The sequence below is a fragment of the Paraburkholderia sp. 22099 genome, assembly GCF_052045835.1.
Classification (GTDB): Bacteria; Pseudomonadota; Gammaproteobacteria; order Burkholderiales; family Burkholderiaceae; genus Paraburkholderia; species Paraburkholderia terricola.
In genome coordinates this window covers 329,496-352,061 of the sequence record NZ_JBQEPU010000002.1, presented here as the reverse complement: position 1 = coordinate 352,061, position 22,566 = coordinate 329,496, and the positions used below count along the sequence as shown (strand labels likewise).

The following is a 22,566-nucleotide window of genomic DNA, read 5'->3' as shown; positions in this document are numbered from 1 at the left end:
GTGGTTCGGCAACACACCCGAGCCATCAGTTTCCGATCCCTCGATGCCGGCGTCCGCCGGCATTTTCTTCGACAGGTCGCGACCATGGCTGTCAATTTCCCCTCGATCGATCCCGCTCAACTCCATCCCGTCGCCGGCGTCACGCTCGGCTGGGCGGAGGCGAATATCCGCAAGCCGAACCGCAAGGACGTGCTCGTCATTTCCGTCGACGAAGGCGCGACGGTAGGCGGCGTATTCACGCGGAACCGTTTTTGCGCCGCGCCCGTTACGGTGTGCCGCGAAAACCTGGAGCGCGTGCGCGCGGGCGGCAAGCCGATTCGCGCGCTGGTGATCAACACCGGCAACGCCAATGCGGGTACGGGCGAACCGGGTCTCGCGCATGCGCGCGAAACCTGTGCCGAACTCGCGCGTTTGGCCGACATTGCGCCGGAACAGGTGCTGCCGTTTTCGACGGGCGTGATTCTGGAGCCGCTGCCGGTCGATCGTTTGAAGGCGGGCCTGCCGGCCGCGCTGGCGAACCGCAAGGAAGCGAACTGGTATGACGCGGCGCAGGCGATCATGACCACGGACACGCTGCCGAAGGCCACGTCGCGCCAGGTCACGATCGAAGGCCACACGGTCACGCTAACCGGCATCAGCAAGGGCGCCGGCATGATCAAGCCGAACATGGCGACCATGCTCGGCTTCCTCGCTTTCGACGCCGCCGTTGCTCAGCCGGTGCTCGACGCGCTGGTCAAGCACGTGGCGGACCGCTCGTTCAACTGCATCACGATCGACGGCGACACGTCGACCAACGATTCCTTCATCCTGATCGCGTCGGGCAAATCGAGCCTGCCGGCGATCACCTCCACCGATTCGCCCGCCTACGCAGCGCTGCGCGACGCGGTGACCGAAGTCGCACAAACGCTTGCGCAACTGATCGTGCGCGACGGCGAAGGCGCGACCAAATTCATGACGGTGCATGTCGAAGGCGGTTCGAGCGTCGGCGAATGCCGCCAGATCGCGTACGCGATCGGCCATTCGCCGCTCGTGAAAACGGCTTTTTACGCATCGGATCCGAATCTCGGCCGCATTCTCGCGGCCATCGGCTATGCCGGCGTGGACGATCTCGACGTCGGCAAGATCGATCTGTATCTGGACGACGTGCTCGTCGCGACTGCCGGCGGCCGCAATCCGGCCTACCGCGAGGAAGACGGCCAGCGCGTCATGAAAAAGAGCGAGATCGGCATTCGTGTCGTGCTCGGTCGCGGCAACGCGCAAGCCACGATCTGGACTTGCGATCTGTCGCACGACTACGTGAGCATCAACGCCGACTATCGTTCGTAACCAGGTTCATCACGCGGCTGACGGCCGCTCACTCACAGCCATGGACAAACTCGAACAGTTTCTGACCCGAGCCGAAGCCGTGCTCGTTCGCCTCGAAGCAATGCTTCCGCCCGCCGCACCGCAGATCGACTGGTCGTCGGCGGTCGCTTTTCGCTGGCGCAAGCGCCAGGGGCGCGGCTACTTGCAGCCGGTGCCGGCGATCTCGACCATCACGCTCGACGACCTGCAAAACATCGATCGCCAGAAAGGCTTGATCGAGCAGAACACGCGTCAATTCGTACACAAGCAGCCGGCCAACAACGTGCTGCTAACGGGCGCGCGCGGCACGGGCAAGTCGTCGCTGATCAAGGCCTGCCTGAACGCGTATGCGAAAGACGGTTTGCGTCTGATCGAAGTGGACAAGGACGACTTGCACGATCTCGGCGATATCGTCGAGCTGATCGCGCAGCGGCCGGAGCGCTTCGTGGTGTTCTGCGACGATCTCTCGTTCGAGGACGGCGAGTCGGGCTATAAGGCGCTGAAGGTCGCGCTGGACGGCTCGATCGCCGCGCAATCGGACAACGTGCTGATCTACGCGACCTCGAACCGCCGCCATTTGCTGCCCGAGTACATGAGCGACAACGAGACGTACAAGCACACGTCCGACGGCGAAATCCATCCCGGCGAACTGGTCGAGGAAAAGATCTCGCTGTCCGAGCGTTTCGGGCTGTGGGTCAGCTTCTATCCGTTCAAGCAGGACGACTACCTGTCGATCATCGGCCACTGGCTGCGCCATTTCGGCTGCGACGACGCGGAAGTCGAGGCGGCGCGCGGCGATGCGCTGGTGTGGGCGCTCGAACGCGGGTCGCGCTCGGGGCGCGTTGCATGGCAATTCGCGCGTGACTGGTCCGGCCGGAAGAACGAGGCATGAGCGGCGCGCGGAACAACGCCGCGGGCCGTCCGGTGACGGAAGTCGCCGTCGGCGTGCTGATTCAGCCGGACGGCCGGTATCTGCTGGCGCAGCGTCCGGCCGGCAAGCCGTACGAGGGTTATTGGGAGTTTCCGGGCGGCAAGCTGGAGGCGGGCGAGTCGGTCGAAGCGGCGCTGGCTCGCGAACTGCACGAAGAATTGGGCATCGACGTCAAGGCGAGCCACCTTTGGCATACGCTCGAACACGATTACCCGCATGCGTATGTGCGGCTGTTCTTCTGCAAGGTGACGGACTGGGCCGGCGAGCCGCACGGGCGCGAGGGTCAGGCGTTTGTCTGGCAGGCACTGCCCGCGGACGTCTCGCCTCTGTTGCCGGCGACGATTCCCGTGTTGGAATGGCTCGCGGCTGAGAAAAACTAGCGGAACGACGTGAGGTCGCGAGCGCTGTGCGACGCAGCGTCCGCGTGCGTGGAACAGTGCGCGCGGCGCTGCATTCAGTGCGGGTTGTAGTCCCCGCCCGGCGACTCGTCGGACTGCGCGTCCTGGTCCGACGCGCCGATCTTGTACTTCTCGGCGGCCCAGGCGCCGAGGTCGATCTGCTTGCAACGATCGGAGCAGAACGGGCGAAAGCGGTTTTCAGGGGTCCAGCGGACATCCTTTCCGCAAGTAGGGCATTTGACGACAGTGGGCATACGGTCAGGCAGTCAATCGCGAATGGAATATCGGTCGAATATAGGGTGTTTCCCGCCGCTTTAAAGGCGCGACCCCGCGATCCGGTTTTACGGGGCGAACGTTACAGGCTGCACAAGGTGAGCTGGAACGGCACGTCGATATCGACGGCGCGCGGACGCAGATCGCCGTCCTGCACGGTGAAACGCACCCACAACATGTACTTGTTGGCGCTTGCCTCTGGGATCACACGCAATTCAGGTGCCACGCGTACCTGCATCAATTGATAGGAACGGCCGGACAGCATTTGCTGATAGCTGCCCTGCATCGCCATGACCTTGGACGCCTGGCCGGATTCGCGCGCGAGACGCAAGACGATCGTGGCGGCATCGCGCAGCGGCAGCAAGGGCGTCACCCATTTGGCAATGTCTTGCCGGCGCTGATCCGGATGAGTTTGCTGCCAGGCGTAGTACGAAGGCAGATCGAACTTGCACGTGCCGCCAGGGATGATTGCGCGGCTGCGGATGCTGGCGAGCCACTCGTTGTCTGCAAGATGCTGGCCGGTTTTCCCTTGCATTTGCGAAAGGCCCGACAAGGTTTGCTCGATTTCGCCGAGCACCGCTTCGAGCGCGTTCTGCTCGATTCCCGGATTCCCCCGAAACGGCGCGAGCGTTTGCCGTTGACGCTCGAGTTCCTTCATCAGATCCGACTTCAGATCCGCGCGACCCGCTACCTCTGAGATTTCGAACAGCGTTGTCAGTGCAACGTGATGTTCCCTGGCGTCTTCCTGCGTCAGAAAGAACGTGAAGCGCTCGAACAGATCTTCGAGGCGCAATAGCGTCCGGATTCGCTCGTTGAAGGGATACTCGTAAAGGATCAAGCGGGCTCGCCTCGGGCGTGGTCGGTGACGGGAATGCAGGACATTCTAATGCCGTGGGACTACCCTAGCAATCACGCACTTTCCTGGCACGTTTTCGCAACTTCCTTCACGTGTTTCGGGCAGTTTTCTGCGTGCTTCGGCTCGCGTGACGCGGCAAAGTTCAACGCAGGAGCGGGAGATGTGGGCGCGTGCCGCTCACGAGCCCGTGAGCGACAGGTACACGCAATGCTGAGCGTCGACTTGCGCCTTCAGTGCATCGAACGGCACGTTGTCGTTATCGATCACGTCGTCGGCTGCGGCGAGGCGCGCTTCGCGCGTCGCCTGGCGGCCGATGATGGCCAGCACCTGTTCGCGGCTGAAACCATTGCGAAGCATCACGCGCGAGATTTGCGTGTCGACGCTGCAATCCACAGTCAAAACGCGGTTCACGCGCGTTTTCCAGTTGCCGGACTCCACGAGCAGCGGCACGACTACGATGACGTACGGTCCCTGTGCGTCCCGCTGCTCCCGTTCGGTTTCCGCGCGAATCAACGGATGCGTGATGGCTTCGAGCCGCTTGCGCGCGCCTTCGTCGCTGAACACGAGAGCGCGCATGCGGGCGCGGTCGAGCGAGCCATCCGCGGCGACGAACACATTGCCGAACTCGGCGGCGATTTGCGGCATCGCCATGCCATGCGGCGCGGTGATGCGGTGCGCGATCCGATCCGTGTCGACAAGCGGTACGCCATGCGCGGCGAATAGATCGGCCACGGTGGATTTGCCGCTGCCGATGCCGCCGGTCAGTCCCACAACGAACATGCTTCAGCCTCCCAGAACCATGAAAAGCGGTGTGCCGACGAACAGCGTAACAGCGCCGCCCGCCGCGAGAAAAGGCCCGAACGGCAATGGTTCCGCGAAGCGCATGCGGCCGCGCCATGTGGCCGCGAGACCGACCACCGCGCCGGTCAGCGCGGCGATCAGCACGATCTGCAGCAGCGCGGCCCAGCCGAGCCACGCACCGAGCGCCGCCAGCAGTTTGAAATCGCCATAACCCATGCCTTCGACGCCGCGCACCAGCCGGAATAACCAATGCACGGCCCACAGCACCAGGTAGCCGAAAATCGCGCCGAGCACCGCGTCATGGAGGCTCGCGAACATGCCGTTGAAGTTGACGATGAGGCCCGCCCACAAGAGCGGCAGCGTCATCGAGTCAGGCAGTAGATGCGTGTCGATGTCGATCGCGCTCATCGCGAGCAGCGCCGCGCAGAGTCCGAATGCGGCGAGCGCCGTGCCGGTCGGGCCGAACAGCGCGAGCGCGCCTGCCGCGAGCGCGGCGCTGGCGATTTCGATGGCCGGATAGCGCAGGCTCACGCGCGCCTTGCATGCCGAGCAGCGCCCGCGCAGCAGCACGTAGCTCAGCACCGGCAGGTTCTCCCATGCGCTGAGGACATGACCGCAGTGTGGGCACGCGCTGCGCGGCACCCACAAGTTGTAGCGCGCCGGCAGGCCGTCTTGTTCTACCGGCTTATCGGTGGCCTCGCTGATTTCCTCGCGCCATGCGCGTTCGAGCATGATCGGCACCCGATGCACGACGACGTTCAGGAAGCTGCCGATCACGAGGCCGAACACGATCGCGAACGTGAACTGAACGCCGGCCGGCAAGCTGCCGAACGCGAGGCCGAGACCCGTTGCGACATGACCGGGTAGTAGACTCGAAAGCAGGCTGGAAGAGGTTTCTGGCACGAGTGGAAGAGTCGCCTGCATGGGTAAAGGGGTGGGTTCGGCTGCGATGCTACACCACGTTGCCGAGTTGAATAATGGGAAGATACATCGCAATCACGAGGCCGCCGACCAGCGCACCCAGCACGATGATCACAAGCGGCTCGCACAGGCTTGCCAGTGTGCCGATCTTTTCGTCTACCTGACGATCGGCGAGCGCGGCCACGTCGAGCAGCATGGTGTCGAGGGCGCCGGATTCCTCGGCAACCGCAACCGGCTGCACGATCTCCGGCGGAAAGCAATGCGCCGCGCGCATTGCCGCTGCGAGCCGTTCGCCGCGCCGCAGCCGCGCGGCGATTTCGACGGTGGCGCGGTCGAAGAACGCGTTGCCGGTGGCGTGCGTCAGGGAGTCGAACGCGTCGGCGAGCGGCGTGCCGGCCGACAGCAAGGTGCCGAGCGCGCGGCTCCAGCGCGCCGCGCACAACGTGCCGAGCAACGGACCGGCGACCGGTATTTTCAGCGACGAGCGCGCGAAGCGCAGGCGCGCCGCTTCGGAGGTTCGTAGCAGAAAGGTCATAGCCGAGCTTGCCGCAAAGAGCATGACGATCACCGGTATGCTCCAGCGCGCCGCGCCGGCCGATAGCGCCAGCACGAACTGCGTCGGCGCGGGCAGTTTGGCGCCGAAGCCGTCGAAGATCTGCTTGAAGGTCGGCACGACCCATATCAGCAACGCCGCGGTAATCGCCAACGCCAGCAATAGAATCGCAAGCGGATAGGTCAGGGCGGCGCGCACCTTCGCGCGTTGCGCGGCGGCGCGTTCCCGGTCATCGGCGATGCGGGCGAGGACGGCGGCTAGCGCGCCCGCTGCTTCGCCCACTTCGACGAGCTGACAGTACAACGCATTGAATTGCGCCGGATGCCGCTGCAATGCCGCCGAGAAACGCAAGCCGCCGGTGATGTCGCGCGCCAGTGCGCCGATGATGCGCGGCATGCCTTGCCGCCGCGAAGTCTGCGCTTGCGCCAGCAGGTCCAGCGCGGGCGCGAGCGGCAGACCGGCGCGCAGCAGGCTGGCGAGCTGCCGGGTGAAGAGCGTGACGTCCGCGGCGCGGGCTTTCGCGCGCGGCGCAGGCCCCTGCGCCGTGAGTTCGACGACGAAGAGGTTGTCGCGCTTGAGCATCGCGCGCGCCGAACCGGCGTCCGGCGCGATGAGCGCGCCGTTTTTCCTTGCGCCGTTGCCGTCGACGCCGCGCCATTTGAAGCGCACGTCGGCCGCTAGCGGCGGACGGGGCGTGACGGCGCTCATGCAACCTCGGTGGCCGCGAGCGCTTCGGCGAGACTCGTGGTGCCGTCGCGTACACGGGCCAGCGCCGCGTCGCGCAAGGTGGCCACCTGCTCGGTTTGCGCGAGCCGAGCGAGTTCATGCGTGCCCGCGCTCGCCACGATCATTTCACGCATCGCATCGGAGACGGGCATCACCTGATGCACGCCGACACGGCCGCGGTAGCCGATACCGTGGCATGCCGCGCATCCCGTGGCGGCGTAGGGTTCCCAGCCGTCGAGTTGGTCGTCGGTGAAGCCGGCTGCCCGAAGCGCCGCTGCCGATTGCGGCGCGGGCGCGCGGCAGGCAGCGCAGAGTCGCCGCACCAGCCGCTGCGCGGTCACCAGCCGCAGCGCCGCTGCCAGGTTGTACGGCTCGACGCCGATGTCGATCAGGCGCGCGATGGCGGCGGGCGCGTCGTTCGTATGCAAGGTGGACAGGACCAGGTGGCCGGTCTGCGCCGCTTTTACCGCGACGTCGGCCGTTTCCTCGTCGCGGATCTCGCCGACCATGATCACGTCCGGGTCCTGCCGAAGAAACGCGCGCAACGCCACCGCGAAAGTCAGCCCGGCTTTTTCGCGCACGCTGACCTGATTGATGCCGGCCAATTGAATCTCCGCCGGGTCTTCCACTGAACAGAGATTGCGTGCCTCGCCGTTGAGCAGATTCAGGAAGCAATACAGCGACAGCGTTTTGCCGCTGCCGGTGGGCCCGGTGACGAGCACGAGGCCGTGCGGCGCGCGAATCGCGGCATCGACGGTTTCACGTTGCCGCGGATCGAGGCCGAGCGAGTCGAGGGAAAGATCGGCGGGCAGCGCGTCGAGCCGACGCAATACCAGCTTTTCGCCGAACAGGGTCGGCAGCGAGTTGACGCGATAGTCCTCGACCCGTCCCGGCGACGTGGCGATGCGTAGTCGGCCGTCTTGCGGCACCCGGCGCTCGGCGATGTCCATGCGCGCTAGCACCTTCACGCGCGTGATAAAGGCGTCGCGCAGATGCGCGGGCGGCTGTGGTATTGCATGCAGCACGCCGTCGATTCGCAGGCGCATGCGCCAGCCGTGTTCGGCCGGCTCGATGTGCAGGTCCGACGCGTTGCGGCGGGTGGCTTCCTGCAGTGTGTCGGTCAACAGACGCACGGCGGGGGCGTTGTCCGGATCGGTGAGATTGGCGCTGGCGTCGGGCGTGAAGGCCTTGGGCTTCGCCTTGGCCGCGCTTTCGCTATTGAACGCGACGGGGCGCAACGATGCCGCTGCGGGTTGAAAAGAAGCTTGCATGAGAATTCGGTGATGAGCCGCCTGTGGAACGTGACGGCTTCATCATCCGGTATGGCGGCGGCTGCCGCCATTCAGCCAATCGGCTAATGGCGCGCGCTGCGTTCGTGTGCGATGCTGGCGTGCGCCGGGTCAGCCACGCGACGCTTTGCCGGTTTTGGCGCGTACCGGCGGTTTGAACAGCTTGACGGTGCGGATCGCCTGATCGTCGCTGCGCAATACCTCGAGTTTGAGTTCGCCAATCTGCACGCAGACGTCGCCATCGGGAATGTCCTCGAGGATTTCGAGGATCAGTCCATTGAGCGTTTTGGGTCCGTCGGTGGGCAGCGTGAGATGCAGCCAGCGGTTCAGTTCGCGCAGCGGCATACTGCCCGCCACGATGCATTCGCCATTTTCGTTCCAGCCGCCGCGCGAACTGGCGCTACGCGGAATCGACGTGGTGAACTCACCGATCAGCTCTTCGATGATGTCTTCCGGCGTCACGAGTCCTTGCAGTTCGCCGTATTCGTTGACCACCAGCGCCGTGCGGTGACGGCTCTCCTGGAAGTATTGCAGTTGCTGGAACACCGGCGTACCGGTCGGCACGAAATACGGCTCGGCCAGCAGCTCGCGCAGCGTCTCACGCTCCAGTTCCTGGTTGTGCAGCGCGGCGAGCGTCTTGCGAACATGCAGCACGCCGAGCACGCGGTCGATGTCGCCTTGATAGACGATCAGCTTGTTGTGGTAACAGGTTTCCAGTTGATGCAGGATCTGTTCGAACGGCGCGTCGAAATCGAGCGATTCGATGCGGCGGCGCGGGATCATCACGTCGTCCACGGAAATATTCTCGAGGTCGAACAGGTTCAGCAGAATGCTGCGGTGCTTGGTCGGCATGAAGCTGCCGGATTCGAGCACGATGGTGCGCAGTTCCTCGGTGGACAGGCGTTGGTCGCGCACGTCTTTCGTATTGATGTGCAGCACGCGCAAGATGCCGTTTGCGAACAGATTGACGAACCAGAGGAGCGGCTTGGCGACGCGCATCATCGGCGCGATTAGCAGACTGGCCGGCAACGCGATTTTTTCGGGAAACGTGGCGCCGACGATTTTCGGTGTGATTTCCGCGAACACGATGATCAGGAACGCGACGATGCCGGTCGCGATCGACAGCACCACGTTGTTGCGGCCGAACGTGTGCAGTGCAATCGACGTGGTGAGCACCGGGATGATCGTGTTGAACAGATTGTTGCCGATCAGGATCACGCTCAACAATTGATCGGTGTGTCCGAGCAGGCCTTGCGTGGTCTTCGCGCCGAACGCGTTCTGATTGGCAAGATGTTTCAGTCGATGGCGGTTGAGCGCCATCATCGCCGTTTCAGAGATCGAAAAGAAGCTGGAGCAGATGAGCAGCAGAAAGACGGCGCCGATCTGCGCCCATAAGGGAAGTTGTTCCACGCGTAGTGACGGATAGGGACAGGATGGAGTGAATATAGCAGAGGGGATTATGCGAGCCGCCCGTTCGGATGGGCCGGGACGATCGGCACATCGGCGCAGGTCACGCATGGGAAGCGAAAAGCGAGACGCAAACAAAAAAACCGCCGAGCAAGCTGGGCGGTTTTTCGAACCTTGAATTAACAAGGAAAATCTGGTCGGGGTGAGAGGATTCGAACCTCCGGCCTCTACGTCCCGAACGTAGCGCTCTACCAGGCTAAGCTACACCCCGAATTTGGTACTGCAGACTCAATTCAGACAAACCCGGCGTTTCAGTCTCATTCAAGACTGTCTCGCCGTCGAGTAAGAACATAATTCTAGCAGGCTTTCTTTGTAAATGGAATCAGGGAACGACGAAATTGCTGCGGCTGCGGCCTGTGCTTCCTGTTTCGCGCATTCGAGCGTGTGATCCAGCGCGCCCGAACGCGTGATCGCCTCGAAAATCGTGTCGAAGCGATCGGTGCCGCCTTGCTCGATCGCTTCACGCGCGAGCGCCGACTGCTCAGGCGTGCCGCGCTCGATCAGATAGATTAGCGGCAGCGTGGGTTTGCCTTCGCGCAGATCGTCGCCGGCATTCTTGCCCATGGACTGCGCCGTGCCCGTGTAGTCGAGCCAGTCGTCCATGATCTGGAACGCCGTGCCGATGCGCCGGCCGAACTCCGCCGCGGCGGCTTCCGTTTTCGCGTCCGCGCCGGCCAGCACCGCGCCCAGTTGGGCGGCGGCTTCGAACAGTTTGGCGGTCTTGTAGCGGATCACCTGCATGTAGCGCGACTGGTCTACGTCGGCGTCGTGCATGTTGAGCAGTTGCAGCACTTCACCTTCGGAGATGATGTTGGTCGCCTCCGACAGGATTTCCATCACGCGCATCTTGCCCACGCCGACCATCATCTGGAACGAGCGCGAGTACAGAAAGTCGCCCACCAGCACGCTCGCGGCGTTGCCGAAGAGCGCATTGGCGGTCTGACGGCCGCGCCGCAAGTCCGATTCGTCGACTACGTCGTCGTGCAGCAGCGTCGCCGTGTGGATGAACTCGACGACCGCCGCCAGTACGTGCCGGTGCCCCGTGGTCTCGCCCAGTGCGCCCGCCACCAGCAGCAGCAGCGCGGGCCGCAGCCGCTTGCCGCCGGCGCTGATGATGTACTCGGAGATCTGGTTGATCAGCATCACGTCGGACGCGAGGCGGTGCCGGATGACGCGATTGACCTGCTCCATGTCTTCGGCGATCGGGGCGAGCAGGCTGGCGGCGTTGGGGGAGGGGGTGGCGGTCGACGACATGATGGCTGAATTGGGTAGTGCCGCGAATTATAAGGCGAATCGCGGCAGTTCCGGGCCGCAGGCTACGGCGCGGGGGCGATCTGCGCCACGGCGGGCGGCGCGGCTACGCTGGGCGGGCAAGGCGCCGGACGGTGCGCATGGCGGCTCTCAACGAGTTTTGACCGAGCAGCTAACTCTATGTATAATCACGGGTTTCCGCGCGCGGTGCGTGGGAAAAATGAACACAGAGTGAGGTTCTCAATGTACGCGGTCATAAAAACCGGTGGCAAGCAGTATAAAGTTGCCGTCGGCGAAAAACTTAAAGTAGAACAGATACCGGCAGACATTGACGCTGAAATCACGCTCGACCAGGTTCTCGCAGTGGGCGAAGGCGAATCGATTAAGTTCGGTACGCCGCTGGTCAGTGGGGCTTCCGTCAAGGCTACCGTCGTGTCGCAAGGTCGTCACGCAAAAGTGACCATCTTCAAGATGCGTCGCCGGAAGCACTACCAGAAGCATGGCGGCCACCGCCAGAACTATACCGAACTGCGCATCGACGCGATCAACGCGTAAGCGCGCCGGTTAAGGAGCAAATCAAATGGCACACAAAAAGGCAGGCGGATCGTCACGAAACGGCCGCGACTCCGAGTCGAAGCGTCTCGGCGTGAAGGTGTACGGCGGTCAAGCCATCAACGCGGGCGGCATCATCGTGCGTCAACGTGGCACGCGCATGCACCCGGGCGAAAACGTCGGTATCGGCAAGGATCACACCTTGTTCGCGCTGACAGACGGCCACGTCACGTTTTCGACCAAAGGCGCAGCGAAGAAGCACATGGTCAACGTCGTCCCGGCAGCAGTCTGAGTTTTACCCAGGCACGGGCTTCAGGACCGGAAAAGGCCCCGCGAAGTTAGCGGGGCTTTTTTTATTTGCGGTGTTTTCCGCCGCAGGCATGGGCGGGATGAATCCCTCATGCCGGCATGCCTATGTCGTTCGGCCGATTGATCATCGCGCGGCGAGCGCGGCAAAATAGAAGTATGCGGCAGCATCAAATCTGGCAGCACCATTGAGCAGTACACCACGGGACGGAGTTACGCATGAAGTTCATTGACGAAGCGAGGATTGAAGTCATCGCCGGCGACGGAGGGGATGGCAGCGCGTCGATGCGCCGCGAGAAATTCGTTCCGTTCGGCGGCCCGGATGGCGGCGACGGCGGCCGGGGCGGCAGCGTGATCGCGGTCGCGGACCGCAACATCAACACGCTGATCGACTACCGCTACGCGAAAAAACACATGGCGCGCAACGGCGAAAACGGCCGCGGCGCGGACTGCTACGGCAAGGGCGGCGACGATATCACGCTGCGCATGCCGGTGGGCACCACCATCACCGATATGGAGACCGGCGAGTTGATCGCCGATCTGACCGAGCACAACCAGACCGTGCAGATCGCGCAAGGCGGCGCGGGCGGTCTCGGCAACCTGCATTTCAAGTCCAGCACGAACCGCGCGCCGCGTCAGAAAACCGACGGCAAGCCTGGCGAGCGCCGCATGGTGCGCCTCGAACTGAAGGTGCTGGCGGACGTCGGTTTGCTCGGCATGCCGAATGCGGGCAAGTCGACCTTCATCTCGTCGGTGTCGAACGCACGACCGAAAATTGCCGACTATCCGTTCACGACGCTCGCGCCGAATCTCGGCGTCGTGCGTGTGGGGCCGAGCCGCAGCTTCGTGATCGCTGATATTCCCGGCTTGATCGAGGGCGCGGCCGAAGGCGCCGGCCTCGGTCACCAGTTCCTGCGTCACTTGCAGCGCACGGGACTGTTGCTGCACATCGTCGACCTCGCACCGTTCGACGACGCGGTCGATCCTGTGGCGGAAGCCAAGGCGATCGTCAACGAACTGCGCAAGTACGACGAGTTGCTGTATGAAAAGCCGCGCTGGCTGGTGCTCAATAAGCTCGACATGGTGCCGGAAGACGAGCGCAAAGCGCGTGTTTCGGCGTTCATCGAGGGCTTTGGCTGGGACGGCCCGGTATTCGAAATCTCGGCGCTGACCGGCCAGGGTTGCGAGAACCTCTGCTATGCGGTGTTCGATTACATCGCCGCGCATTCGGACGCGCAACGCGCGGCCGAAGCCGAAGATCTTGCCGCCGACGTGCGCTTTCGCGAGAAACCGCAAGCACCGGCCGCCGCGGACGGATCCAGCGCCGATCCGCAGGAATAACAAGCGCGAGCGTCGGCGCCCTCGCGGGCTGCCGGCATGCATCAAGCGTCATCTTGGAGACCGCGCACAATGCGTTCCGTCATCGCAGACTCACGGCGATTGGTAGTGAAAGTCGGTTCGAGCCTCGTCACCAACGACGGCCGCGGCCTCGATCATGCTGCGATCGGCCGCTGGGCCGCGCAGATTGCGGCGCTGCGAGCGCAAGGCAAGGAAGTGGTGCTCGTGAGTTCGGGCGCCATTGCCGAAGGCATGCAACGGCTCGGCTGGACTAAGAGGCCACGCGAAATCGACGAATTGCAGGCGGCTGCGGCCGTCGGGCAAATGGGCCTTGCGCAGGTGTATGAAAGCCGTTTTGCCGAGCATTCGATCCAGACCGCGCAAATTCTGTTGACCCACGCCGATCTGGCCGACCGCGAACGCTATCTGAACGCGCGCTCCACGCTGCTGACGCTGCTGCGCCTGGGCGTGGTGCCGATCATCAACGAGAACGACACGGTCGTCACCGACGAAATCAAGTTCGGCGACAACGACACCCTCGGCGCGCTGGTCGCCAACCTGATCGAAGGCGATGCGCTTGTCATCCTCACCGATCAACAAGGGCTTTTCACCGCCGACCCTCGCAAGGACCCGAATGCCACGCTTGTCCAGCAGGCCGACGCCGGTGCCCCGGACCTCGAAGCGATGGCGGGCGGTGCGGGTTCGAGCCTGGGGCGCGGCGGCATGCTGACCAAGATTCTTGCCGCCAAGCGCGCGGCTCACAGCGGCGCCAACACGGTGATCGCTAGTGGGCGCGAGGCGGACGTGTTGTCGCGACTGGCCTCGGGCGAGGCGATCGGCACGCAGTTGATCGCGCGCACGGCGCGCATGGCGGCGCGCAAACAGTGGATGGCCGATCATCTGCAGGTGCGCGGCCATGTGGTGATCGACGACGGCGCAGTCGAGAAGCTCACCGAAGGCGGCAAGAGCTTGCTGCCGATCGGCATCGTCGGCGTGCAAGGCGCGTTTGCGCGCGGTGAAGTAATCGCTTGTCTGAGCGCCGCAGGGCGCGAAGTGGCGCGTGGACTGACGAATTACAGCAGCGCGGAAACCAAGTTGATTCAACGGCGTCCGAGCGGTGAAATCGAATCGGTGCTCGGCTATATGCTGGAGCCGGAGCTGATTCATCGCGACAACCTGGTGTTGGTCTGATTCACTGCCAGGCGCAACGAGACAGAAAAAAAGCCGTTCCAGCGAAAGCTGGAACGGCTTTTTCACATCCGCCGACGCCTACAGACCCGAAGTACGTTCGCGAACAGCGCTTTAGCGGACCATGGAAGCCGCGGTGCGCTTGTAGCGAATATTCTCGACAATCTGCTTCGCGTTACCCGTGGGTATCTTGTTCGCGCACAGATAATCCTGGTACAACGCGGCGTGATACGCGTTCAGCGCGCCATTCTCGATACGGGTGAAATCGTTCGCCACCGTCCGGTCCCAACCGTCGTGATCCGCGTTCAGGCCCGCATACAGGCGCCATTCATACGTATCGCAGCGAATCCCTTCGTAGTTCACGTTGCGCGCGCCGGCTGGGCTCGTCACGACCACGGTATAGCGCACCACACCGTCGGAGCCGACGCTGAGCGAATTCCGGTCGATCGAAAAGTGCAGCGGCGTATTGCCGGAGACTTCGAAGGGCAGCAGATTCGATTCTTGCGGTAGCGGCGGCAAGGTGTCCACCTTGTTCTCAACCCAGGTGCCTTGTCGGTCCAGCAGATAGGTAAATGCGCTGTCGTCCTTGTTGGTGGGTTTGCCGGCGCTCGAACAGCCAGCCAGCAGGGCGCCGGTGGCGACGCACGCCACGACGAGAGCAAGTGCTTTCAATATGGTTTCCTCGAAACACTGGCGCGACTCGAGGAGCCGCGCCAGAGAGAGACGGCATGGACAGCCGCACTGCGTTGTTAATTGCGCACGCCCGGGCGGAACAGCGAGCCGGCGGTTTCACGAGCCGATTCGTCTTCGCGTTCGGGAGCAGCGCCAACCTCGTCCGCCGATCTGGCGCCCGAACCGCAATCGGACTCGGCCGCCGTGCGAATCGATGTTTCGATGCTGACAGTGGTCACCGTCATCACCGTGGAATCCGGCGGACTTTCCATTGACGACGCTATCCGGGGATAACGCGGTCCGTGGTGCCCGCCAGGTTTTTCCGCACGCGGCGCAGCCCGGCGCATGAAACGGGATAGCTCCGTCAGCGCCAACTGATACACATCCCGCTTGAACTCGATCACACAGTCGAGCGGCACCCAGTACTCGTTCCAGCGCCACGCATCGAACTCAGGATGGTCGGTGGCGCGCAAGCAGATATCGCAATCGCGTCCAACCATTCTGAGCAAAAACCAGATTTGCTTCTGGCCGCGGTAATGACCGCGTACTTCGCGCTTGATGAACTTGTCAGGCACCTCGTAACGCAACCAGTCGCGTGTGCGACCGATCACCTTGACGTGCTCAGGAAGCAGCCCGGTTTCTTCGTGTAACTCCCGATACATCGCTTGCACGGGGGTCTCTCCGTACTTGATGCCCCCTTGCGGAAACTGCCAGGAATGTTCACGGAGCCGTTTGCCCCAAAACACCTCGTTGTGCGCGTTCAAGAGGATGATGCCGACGTTCGGGCGAAAGCCTTCACGATCCAGCATACAACCACCTTCGAATCCTTTAAAATTGCTTTGATTATAAACAGATAACGGTCCCGCCGCACCGATTCGCACCAGAATGGAACGATTCGCCGCAAAAGGGCCTGTTTGCGGTAGCCTGTCAGTCTTTCCGCGCCTTATCCCACGTGTAAAGGCTTTGCGCGGCGGCTTCTGCGCCGGGATCGGCCAGCGCGTGCCGATATCGGGCGAATCCGTACCGGCCAGGCGCCGGATCAGTGTCGATTTCCCACCGTTTTCACCTTTCGGGCGGTCCCTCCGGAGCCGCCGCTTTTGGATAATCTGAATGAAAGCTTCCCGTTTCTTTATCGGCACCCTGAAAGAAGCGCCTGCCGACGCCGAAATCGTCAGCCATAAGCTCATGGTGCGCGCCGGCATGATCCGCCGCGTCGCCGGCGGCATCTATAACTACCTGCCGGTCGGCCTGCGTTCGATCCGCAAGGTGGAAGCCATCGTGCGCGAAGAAATGAACCGGGCGGACGCGATCGAATTGCTGATGCCTTCGGTGCAGCCGGCCGAACTCTGGCAGGAATCGGGCCGCTGGGAAAAGTACGGCCCCGAGCTGCTGCGCTTCAAGGACCGCAAGCAATCCGATTTCGTGCTCGGACCGACGCACGAGGAAGTGATCACCGACATCGCGCGCAATCAGATCAAGAGCTATCGCCAGTTGCCGGTGAATTTTTATCAGATCCAAACGAAGTTCCGCGACGAAATCCGTCCGCGTTTCGGCGTGATGCGCGGCCGCGAATTCATCATGAAAGACGCGTACTCCTTCGACAAGGACGCGGCAGGTCTGCGTGAGACGTATCGCAAGATGTACGACGCGTACGTGCGCATCTTCACGCGCCTCGGTCTGGATTTCCGCGCGGTGGCGGCGGACAACGGTTCGATCGGCGGCAGCGGCTCGCATGAATTCCACGTGATCGCGGAAACCGGCGAAGACGCGATCGCCTATTGCCCGACCTCCGAGTTCGCCGCGAACGTCGAAGCGGCCGAAGCATTGCCGCTCTACGCCGAACGCGCGGCGCCCGCCGAGGCGATGAAAAAGACCGCGACGCCGGGCAAAGCCAAGTGCGAAGCCGTCGCCGAACTGCTGGACATTCCGCTCGAACGCACGATCAAGTCGATCGTCCTCGCTACCGAAAACGAAGGCGCCGAGCCGACCATCTGGTTGCTGATGCTGCGCGGCGATCACGATCTGAACGAGATCAAGGTGGGCAACCTGCCGGGTCTGTCCGAGTTCCGCATGGCGACCGAAGCCGAGATCATCGCGACCTTCGGCACGCCGCCGGGTTACCTCGGTCCGATCAATCCGAAGAAGCCGGTCAAGGTCGTCGCGGATCGCACCGTGGCGAACATGAGCGACTTCGTGGTCGGCGCGAACGAGGTGGACTACCACATCACCGGCGTGAACTGGGGCCGCGATCTGCCGGAACCGGTCGTCGCCGACATTCGCAACGTCAAGAAGGGCGACCCGTCGCCGGACGGCAAGGGCGTGCTCGACATTTGCCGCGGCATCGAAGTCGGCCACGTGTTCCAGCTCGGCACGAAGTATTCGGAAGCGATGAACGCAAACTGCCTCGACGAAACCGGCAAGCCGCAGCCGATGGAAATGGGCTGCTACGGTATCGGCATCACGCGTATCCTGGGCGCCGCGATCGAGCAGAATTTCGACGACAAGGGCATCATCTGGCCGGAATCGATCGCGCCGTTCGAAGTCGTGCTGTGCCCGATGGGCTACGACCGCAGCGAAGCCGTGCGCGAGCAAGCCGACAAGCTGTACGCAACGCTGGTGGAAGCGGGCGTCGACGTGATCCTCGACGATCGCGGCGAGCGGCCCGGCGTGATGTTCGCCGACTGGGAATTGATCGGCGTGCCGCATCGTCTGGTGATCGGCGACCGTGGCCTGAAGGACGGCAAGCTCGAATACCAGGGCCGCCGCGACGCCGAAGCGACGCTGTTGCCGCTCGAAGATGCCGCGCAAACGGTGATCGCGAAGGTCCGCGCGGCCCTGGCGCGCTAAGCGGAGCGGACAGTGGAGTACACCTTCCTGTCCGCCACCGTCCTGCTCATTCTGATTACCGATCCGCTCGGCAACATTCCGATCTTCATCAGTTGCCTGCGCGGTGTGGCGCCCAGGCGGCGCGCGATCGTCGTTCTCCGTGAAGTGGCGATCGCCTTCGCGATCCTGCTGGTGTTCATGGTGCTCGGCGATCGCTTCCTGCGCATGATGAGTCTGACCGACCAGTCGCTGCGCATCGGCGGCGGCATCGTATTGTTCCTGATCGCGCTGAGAATGGTGTTTCCGCATCCGGACGGCCCATTCGGCGGCGACGTGCGCGGCGGCGAGCCGCTGATCGTGCCGCTTGCCATTCCGGCGCTGGCGGGCCCCTCGGCGCTGGCGACCGTGATGCTGCTGACGTCGCAGGCGCCCGGCAAGATGTTCGAGTGGATCGGTGCGCTGACTGTCACGATGATCGTCTGCGCGATCGTGCTGATGCTCTCCGAGCGTATCGAGGCATGGCTTGGGGAGCGCGCGATGATGGCTTTCGAACGCCTGATGGGCCTGGTGCTGGTGGCGATCTCGGTCGAGATGATGCTCGGCGGCATCCGGTCTTTCGTGAATCACTTATGAGTCGGGCCCGGCGCGGAGACTGGCCGCACGCAGCGGAACGGCGCTTCGGCCAATCACGGCAAAGAAAAAGCGGCCAGTCGGCCGCTTTTTCACATCGCTTCGCACCCGCGCTCAAAGGCGGTTCAACGGCTCAAGCCCCGTCGGTCAGCGCTCGAATCGTCGGCAGGTTGCGCCAGTAACCTCTCGCGTCCATCCCGCAGCCGAACACATAGCGGTCCGGCACTTCGAAACCGCAGTAATCCGGTCGCAGCGGCTTCGCCTTCGGAATGATCTTCTCGCACAGCACCGCGCTCAGGAAGCGCTTCGCGCCCATCTCGAGGATGCGGTCGCGGATCGCGGCCATCGTCTCGCCTTCGTCGAGGATGTCGTCGAGCACCAGCACCACGCGATCCTTCACCGACTCGGCCGGCGCCACGCGCCACTGCATCTCGCTGCCGCCCTTGGTGGTATTGCGGTAGCGGGTGAGGTGGATGTAGTCGAACTCGAGCGGGAAATCGAGGTGCGGCAGCAGCATGCCGGTGAACACCGCCGCGCCGCCCATCACCGACAGCACGAGCGGAAAGTCCTCGCTCATCTCGTCGCGGATGGCGGCCGCCATGCCGCTGATCGACGCGTTGACGTCGTCGGCCGAAACGATTTCTTCGGAGTGGCTGAAAATATGGAGAGCTTCTTCGCGGTTCATGACGTCTGACAGGCGGTAACTGTATACATAGTGTGGGTGAGAACGCCCCGAAGGATGTCCCCTTGGGCGACGGCGGCGTGCGGCACGGAATAAACCCGCAAGGACCGGAGTCGGCCGCGCATGCCCTTGTTCATGCGCCGAGCCACGCGCGCCCGCCGTCTTGCTAAAGCTTAGCGCATGCCGGGCAACATGCCCTTCATGCCGCGCATCATCTTCTGCATGTTGCCGCCCTTCAGCTTTTTCATCATCGTGCGCATCTGGTCGTACTGATTCAGCATGCGGTTGACTTCCTGCACCTGCACGCCCGCGCCGGCGGCAATGCGGCGCTTGCGGGTGGCCTTGATCAGATCGGGTTTGGCGCGCTCCAACGGCGTCATGGAATTGATGATGCCTTCCATGCGGCGCATCTGCTTTTCGGCCTGGCTCATGTCGGCGCCGGCGGCGGCTTGCTGGAACTGCGCGGGCAGTTTGTCCATCAGCGACGACAGGCCGCCCATGCCCTTCATTTGCGTGAGCTGCGCGCGGAAGTCGTTGAGGTCGAAGTCGCCGCCTTTCTTGACCTTGTCCGCGAGCTTTTGCGCGGCCTGCACGTCCACGCCGCGTTGCGCTTCCTCGACGAGGGCGAGAATGTCGCCCATGCCGAGAATGCGGTTTGCCATGCGGTCCGGGTAGAAGATTTCGAGGCCGTCGAGCTTCTCCGCGACGCCGACGAACTTGATCGGCTTGCCCGTGACGTGACGCACCGAGAGCGCCGCGCCGCCGCGCGAGTCGCCGTCGAGCTTGGTGAGCACGACGCCGGTGAGCGGCAGCGCATCGCTGAAGGCCTTGGCGGTGTTCACCGCATCCTGACCCAGCATCGCGTCGACCACGAACAGTGTTTCCGCGGGTTTCAGCGTGCTGTGCAGCGCGGTGATTTCCTGCATCATCGCTTCGTCGATACCGAGACGGCCGGCCGTGTCGACCAGCAGCACGTCGTGATAGTGGCGCTTGGCCCAGTCCACTGCGGCGCGCGCGATATCGACCGGTTTCTGATCCGGTTCGGACGGGAAGAAGTCCGCACCGACCTGCTCGGTCACCGTCTTCAACTGCGCGATAGCAGCGGGACGGTAGACGTCGCACGAAACCGTCAGCACCTTCTTTTTGTACTTTTCGCGCAGCAGTTTGGCGAGCTTGCCGACCGTGGTCGTCTTGCCGGCGCCTTGCAAACCCGCCATCAAAATGACGGCCGGCGGCGTGACGGCGAGATTCAGTTCGACCGCCTTGCCTTCATAGTCGCCGCCGATGATCGCGGTGAGTTCGCGCTGCACGACGCCGACGAGCGCCTGGCCCGGCGACAGACTGCTGATGACTTCCTCGCCGAGCGCCTTCTCCTTCACCTTGGCGATGAATTCGCGCACGACGGGTAGCGCGACGTCCGCCTCGAGAAGCGCGAGGCGCACTTCGCGCAGCATTTCCTGGGTGTTCGCCTCAGTGAGCCGGGCTTCGCCGCGCAGCGTCTTGACGACGCGCGCCATCCGTTGTGTCAGATTGTCGAGCATGGGGAGCGATGAGCAGTGCGGCCCGCGCAGCGCGCGAAGTGGAAGACGTCGCGGAGTAGGGGCCTAGTGTAAACTTCGAATATGGATATTGTACTGTATGCCCTCACTGCGCTTCTCTACGGCGGCCTTGCCGTGGCCGGCTGGCGCTCGCACCGGCACGCCGCCGTGCGCCCCCTGCTCGAGAGCGTGCCGCCCGTGCCACGCGCGCCGGCTGCCGCGGGCGTGTCGGCCGCTTCGGGCATGAGCACGCCGGGCCGTGCGCTGCTTTTCGTCGCGCTGCTCGCGCACGGCGTATTGCTGCATACCACCATCTTTCCCCAGAACGCGATGGTGTTCGGTTTCGCGTTCGCGCTCTCGGCGATGTTCTGGCTCGGCGCCGGCATCTACTGGATCGAGAGTTTCTTTTTTCCGCTCGACGGCTTGCGCCTGCTGGTGTTGCCGCTCGCCTGCGTGGCGTCGTTGTTGCCGCTGGCGTTCAACGGCGTGCGCGTGCTGCCGTATTCCGCGGCGCCCATGTTCAAGCTGCACTTTCTGATCGCGAACATCGCGTACGGATTGTTCGTGATCGCGGCGCTGCACGCGATTCTGATGCTGCTGGTGGAGCGGCGTTTGCACGCCATGCGCGGCGGCGTATCGCAACGGCATGGGGCCGCGGCCGGCAACGGCTGGCTGTCGAGCTGGCTCGATACCTTGCCGCCGCTGCTCACGCTGGAAAAGCTGCTGTTCCGCCTGATCGGCGCCGGCTTCGTGCTGCTCACACTCACGCTGATTTCGGGCATCGTGTTCAGCGAGCAACTGATCGACCGCGCGTTGAGCCTCGATCATAAAACCGTGTTCGCGATTCTTTCCTGGGTGATGTTCGGCGCGCTGCTGACCGCGCGCAAGGTATCCGGCTGGCGCGGCCGTGCGGCATTGCGCTGGGTGCTGGCTTCGTTCGTCGCGCTGCTGCTGGCGTACGTCGGCAGCCGTTTTGTTTTCGAGGTGCTGTTGCACCGAGCCGTAGTGTGAGCGTGTGCCATGCGACAAATATTTCTGCTGATCATGTTGTTCATCGTCGGCCAGTGGCTGGTGAAGGCGCTGCGCCGTCATGACGCGCAGACATCGCAACGCGCGGGCGCGAACGGCGCCGCGGGCGCCAAGGGTCCGCATGGCGGCGCGCGCTCGGCCGGCTCCGCGCAAGCGCAAGCTCAGCCCCAACTCGCCGAGCCGATGATCCGCTGTGTCGAGTGCGGCGTGCATGCGCCGAAGAGCGATTCCGTGGTGGTGGCGGGGCAGCCGTTCTGCAGCGCCGCCCATGCGCGGCGCCACCGCGCGCGACCCACGGGCCGCGACGCTCGATGAGCGTCGGGTTCACCGTCGACGCCGACGGTTGGGTCGCCGCCGCACGCAAACTCCCCTCGCCGAATTTCGAAGCGCGGCCCGAAGGCGCGTTGCCGACGCTGATCGTCGTCCACAACATCAGCCTGCCGCCTAATGAGTTCGGCGGCACGGCGATCGCCGAACTGTTCCAGAACACGCTCGACTGCGATGCCCATCCGTACTACGACACGCACCTGCGCGGCGTGCGGGTGTCGGCGCATTTCGTGATTCATCGCGACGGGGTGCTGGAGCAATACGTTTCTTGCAATGAGCGTGCATGGCACGCGGGGCCGTCGAATTTTTTCGGCCGCGAGCGTTGCAATGATTTCTCGATCGGCATCGAGCTCGAGGGCAGCGACACCACTGCTTTCGAAGCGGCGCAATACCGCACGCTCGGCGCCCTCGTGAAGGCGCTCAAGGCGCGCTATCCGGTCGAGGCGCTTGCCGGTCACTCGGATATCGCCCCCGGCCGCAAGACGGATCCAGGTCCTCATTTCGACTGGCGGCGTCTGCAACGCGACACCTCGCTTCCCGCTCAGTATTTCCCCTATCTCAAGTTTTCCAAAACGCCGTAACGGCCCTTCGCGCGACACCGCGTGATGCGACGAGAGCAAGGCGCCGCCTTGCTCTCCGGGGAGACGGCTTTGCGCCGGGCGAGGCGA

24 protein-coding genes and 1 tRNA gene are annotated in these 22,566 nt (G+C 63.6%); 12 read left to right on the top strand and 13 right to left on the bottom strand.

The features are described 5' to 3' along the window. The first annotated feature begins 84 nt into the window (after positions 1 to 84). Genes argJ through ACTJLC_RS03890 form a run of 3 tightly spaced genes read left to right on the top strand, consistent with a single transcriptional unit; the run spans position 85 to position 2,655 of the window. On the top strand, positions 85 to 1,326 hold the full coding sequence (argJ, locus tag ACTJLC_RS03900; protein WP_073431274.1) for a bifunctional glutamate N-acetyltransferase/amino-acid acetyltransferase ArgJ: 1,242 nt from the start codon (positions 85 to 87) through the stop codon (positions 1,324 to 1,326). 40 nt (positions 1,327 to 1,366) lie between these two features. Beyond that, complete coding sequence (locus ACTJLC_RS03895; protein ID WP_073431273.1) at positions 1,367 to 2,236, top strand: ATP-binding protein; 870 nt, start codon at positions 1,367 to 1,369, stop codon at positions 2,234 to 2,236. Next, positions 2,233 to 2,655 carry an NUDIX domain-containing protein gene (locus ACTJLC_RS03890; protein ID WP_073431272.1) on the top strand — a complete coding sequence of 141 codons (423 nt, stop codon included), beginning with the start codon at positions 2,233 to 2,235 and terminating at the stop codon, positions 2,653 to 2,655. The genes ACTJLC_RS03895 and ACTJLC_RS03890 overlap by 4 nt, the downstream gene beginning before the upstream one ends. Before the next feature lie 74 nt (positions 2,656 to 2,729). On the opposite strand, the gene yacG is transcribed toward ACTJLC_RS03890, so the two are convergent. The 9 genes from yacG to ACTJLC_RS03845 all read right to left on the bottom strand — a co-directional run bounded on the left by yacG (position 2,730) and on the right by ACTJLC_RS03845 (position 10,813). Beyond that, a complete protein-coding gene (gene yacG, locus ACTJLC_RS03885) occupies positions 2,730 to 2,927 on the bottom strand; it encodes a DNA gyrase inhibitor YacG (protein ID WP_073431271.1) in 198 nt (65 codons plus the stop codon). 101 nt (positions 2,928 to 3,028) lie between these two features. Next, positions 3,029 to 3,784, bottom strand: coding sequence for a cell division protein ZapD (gene zapD / locus ACTJLC_RS03880; RefSeq protein WP_073431270.1), 756 nt, complete (start codon positions 3,782 to 3,784; stop codon positions 3,029 to 3,031). Positions 3,785 to 3,979: 195 nt separating this feature from the next. Further along, positions 3,980 to 4,582: a dephospho-CoA kinase gene (gene coaE / locus ACTJLC_RS03875; protein WP_440843273.1), complete on the bottom strand. Its 603-nt coding sequence runs from the start codon at positions 4,580 to 4,582 to the stop codon at positions 3,980 to 3,982. A gap of 3 nt (positions 4,583 to 4,585) precedes the next feature. After that, positions 4,586 to 5,527 (bottom strand): prepilin peptidase, encoded by a 942-nt coding sequence (locus ACTJLC_RS03870; protein WP_073431268.1) that lies wholly within the window; start codon positions 5,525 to 5,527, stop codon positions 4,586 to 4,588. A gap of 28 nt (positions 5,528 to 5,555) precedes the next feature. After that, positions 5,556 to 6,785, bottom strand: coding sequence for a type II secretion system F family protein (locus ACTJLC_RS03865; RefSeq protein WP_440843272.1), 1,230 nt, complete (start codon positions 6,783 to 6,785; stop codon positions 5,556 to 5,558). Continuing rightward, complete coding sequence (locus ACTJLC_RS03860; protein WP_154874360.1) at positions 6,782 to 8,074, bottom strand: GspE/PulE family protein; 1,293 nt, start codon at positions 8,072 to 8,074, stop codon at positions 6,782 to 6,784. Before ACTJLC_RS03860 ends, ACTJLC_RS03865 begins: the two co-directional genes overlap by 4 nt. Positions 8,075 to 8,203: 129 nt before the next feature. Further along, complete coding sequence (locus tag ACTJLC_RS03855) at positions 8,204 to 9,502, bottom strand: HlyC/CorC family transporter (RefSeq protein ID WP_073431265.1); 1,299 nt, start codon at positions 9,500 to 9,502, stop codon at positions 8,204 to 8,206. Between the two features lie 191 nt (positions 9,503 to 9,693). Then, positions 9,694 to 9,770, bottom strand: a tRNA-Pro gene (locus ACTJLC_RS03850). A 50-nt stretch (positions 9,771 to 9,820) separates the two neighbouring features. Continuing rightward, a complete protein-coding gene (locus ACTJLC_RS03845) occupies positions 9,821 to 10,813 on the bottom strand; it encodes a polyprenyl synthetase family protein (protein ID WP_073431264.1) in 993 nt (330 codons plus the stop codon). Positions 10,814 to 11,053: 240 nt separating this feature from the next. Between ACTJLC_RS03845 and rplU the strand changes: the two genes are divergently transcribed. The 4 genes from rplU to proB all read left to right on the top strand — a co-directional run bounded on the left by rplU (position 11,054) and on the right by proB (position 14,197). Continuing rightward, the gene (gene rplU, locus ACTJLC_RS03840; RefSeq protein WP_007180329.1) at positions 11,054 to 11,365 is read left to right on the top strand and encodes a 50S ribosomal protein L21; all 312 of its coding nucleotides are present in this window, start codon (positions 11,054 to 11,056) and stop codon (positions 11,363 to 11,365) included. Between the two features lie 25 nt (positions 11,366 to 11,390). Then, entirely contained in the window at positions 11,391 to 11,654 is a 264-nt protein-coding gene (rpmA, locus tag ACTJLC_RS03835) for a 50S ribosomal protein L27 (protein WP_073431263.1), read from the top strand. Between the two features lie 233 nt (positions 11,655 to 11,887). Next, positions 11,888 to 13,009, top strand: coding sequence for an Obg family GTPase CgtA (cgtA, locus tag ACTJLC_RS03830; protein WP_310135200.1), 1,122 nt, complete (start codon positions 11,888 to 11,890; stop codon positions 13,007 to 13,009). Between the two features lie 69 nt (positions 13,010 to 13,078). After that, positions 13,079 to 14,197, top strand: a complete 1,119-nt coding sequence (proB, locus tag ACTJLC_RS03825; RefSeq protein WP_083086485.1) for a glutamate 5-kinase — start codon at positions 13,079 to 13,081, stop codon at positions 14,195 to 14,197. Between the two features lie 111 nt (positions 14,198 to 14,308). Here the strand turns inward: proB and ACTJLC_RS03820 are convergent, their stop codons facing one another. Beyond that, a complete protein-coding gene (locus ACTJLC_RS03820; protein ID WP_073431260.1) occupies positions 14,309 to 14,866 on the bottom strand; it encodes a CNP1-like family protein in 558 nt (185 codons plus the stop codon). Positions 14,867 to 14,943: 77 nt separating this feature from the next. After that, entirely contained in the window at positions 14,944 to 15,675 is a 732-nt protein-coding gene (locus ACTJLC_RS03815) for an RNA pyrophosphohydrolase (RefSeq protein WP_310135217.1), read from the bottom strand. Positions 15,676 to 15,976: 301 nt separating this feature from the next. Here ACTJLC_RS03815 and ACTJLC_RS03810 point away from each other — a divergent pair, with 301 nt between their 5' ends. Further along, positions 15,977 to 17,713 carry a proline--tRNA ligase gene (locus ACTJLC_RS03810; protein ID WP_310314941.1) on the top strand — a complete coding sequence of 579 codons (1,737 nt, stop codon included), beginning with the start codon at positions 15,977 to 15,979 and terminating at the stop codon, positions 17,711 to 17,713. Between the two features lie 12 nt (positions 17,714 to 17,725). Further along, positions 17,726 to 18,325, top strand: coding sequence for a MarC family protein (locus ACTJLC_RS03805; RefSeq protein ID WP_154874354.1), 600 nt, complete (start codon positions 17,726 to 17,728; stop codon positions 18,323 to 18,325). Between the two features lie 130 nt (positions 18,326 to 18,455). Here ACTJLC_RS03805 and ACTJLC_RS03800 read toward each other — a convergent pair whose 3' ends face one another. Further along, a complete protein-coding gene (locus ACTJLC_RS03800; protein ID WP_073431256.1) occupies positions 18,456 to 19,007 on the bottom strand; it encodes a hypoxanthine-guanine phosphoribosyltransferase in 552 nt (183 codons plus the stop codon). 170 nt (positions 19,008 to 19,177) lie between these two features. Then, entirely contained in the window at positions 19,178 to 20,545 is a 1,368-nt protein-coding gene (gene ffh / locus ACTJLC_RS03795) for a signal recognition particle protein (RefSeq protein WP_073431255.1), read from the bottom strand. A gap of 81 nt (positions 20,546 to 20,626) precedes the next feature. On the opposite strand from ffh, the gene ACTJLC_RS03790 reads away from it, so the two are divergent. Genes ACTJLC_RS03790 through ampD form a run of 3 tightly spaced genes read left to right on the top strand, consistent with a single transcriptional unit; the run spans position 20,627 to position 22,479 of the window. Next, the gene (locus ACTJLC_RS03790) at positions 20,627 to 21,553 is read left to right on the top strand and encodes a cytochrome C assembly family protein (protein ID WP_440843271.1); all 927 of its coding nucleotides are present in this window, start codon (positions 20,627 to 20,629) and stop codon (positions 21,551 to 21,553) included. A 9-nt stretch (positions 21,554 to 21,562) separates the two neighbouring features. Further along, positions 21,563 to 21,886 (top strand): PP0621 family protein, encoded by a 324-nt coding sequence (locus ACTJLC_RS03785; RefSeq protein ID WP_440843270.1) that lies wholly within the window; start codon positions 21,563 to 21,565, stop codon positions 21,884 to 21,886. Continuing rightward, a complete protein-coding gene (gene ampD, locus ACTJLC_RS03780) occupies positions 21,883 to 22,479 on the top strand; it encodes a 1,6-anhydro-N-acetylmuramyl-L-alanine amidase AmpD (protein ID WP_154874347.1) in 597 nt (198 codons plus the stop codon). The genes ACTJLC_RS03785 and ampD overlap by 4 nt, the downstream gene beginning before the upstream one ends. The last annotated feature ends 87 nt before the right edge of the window (positions 22,480 to 22,566 follow it).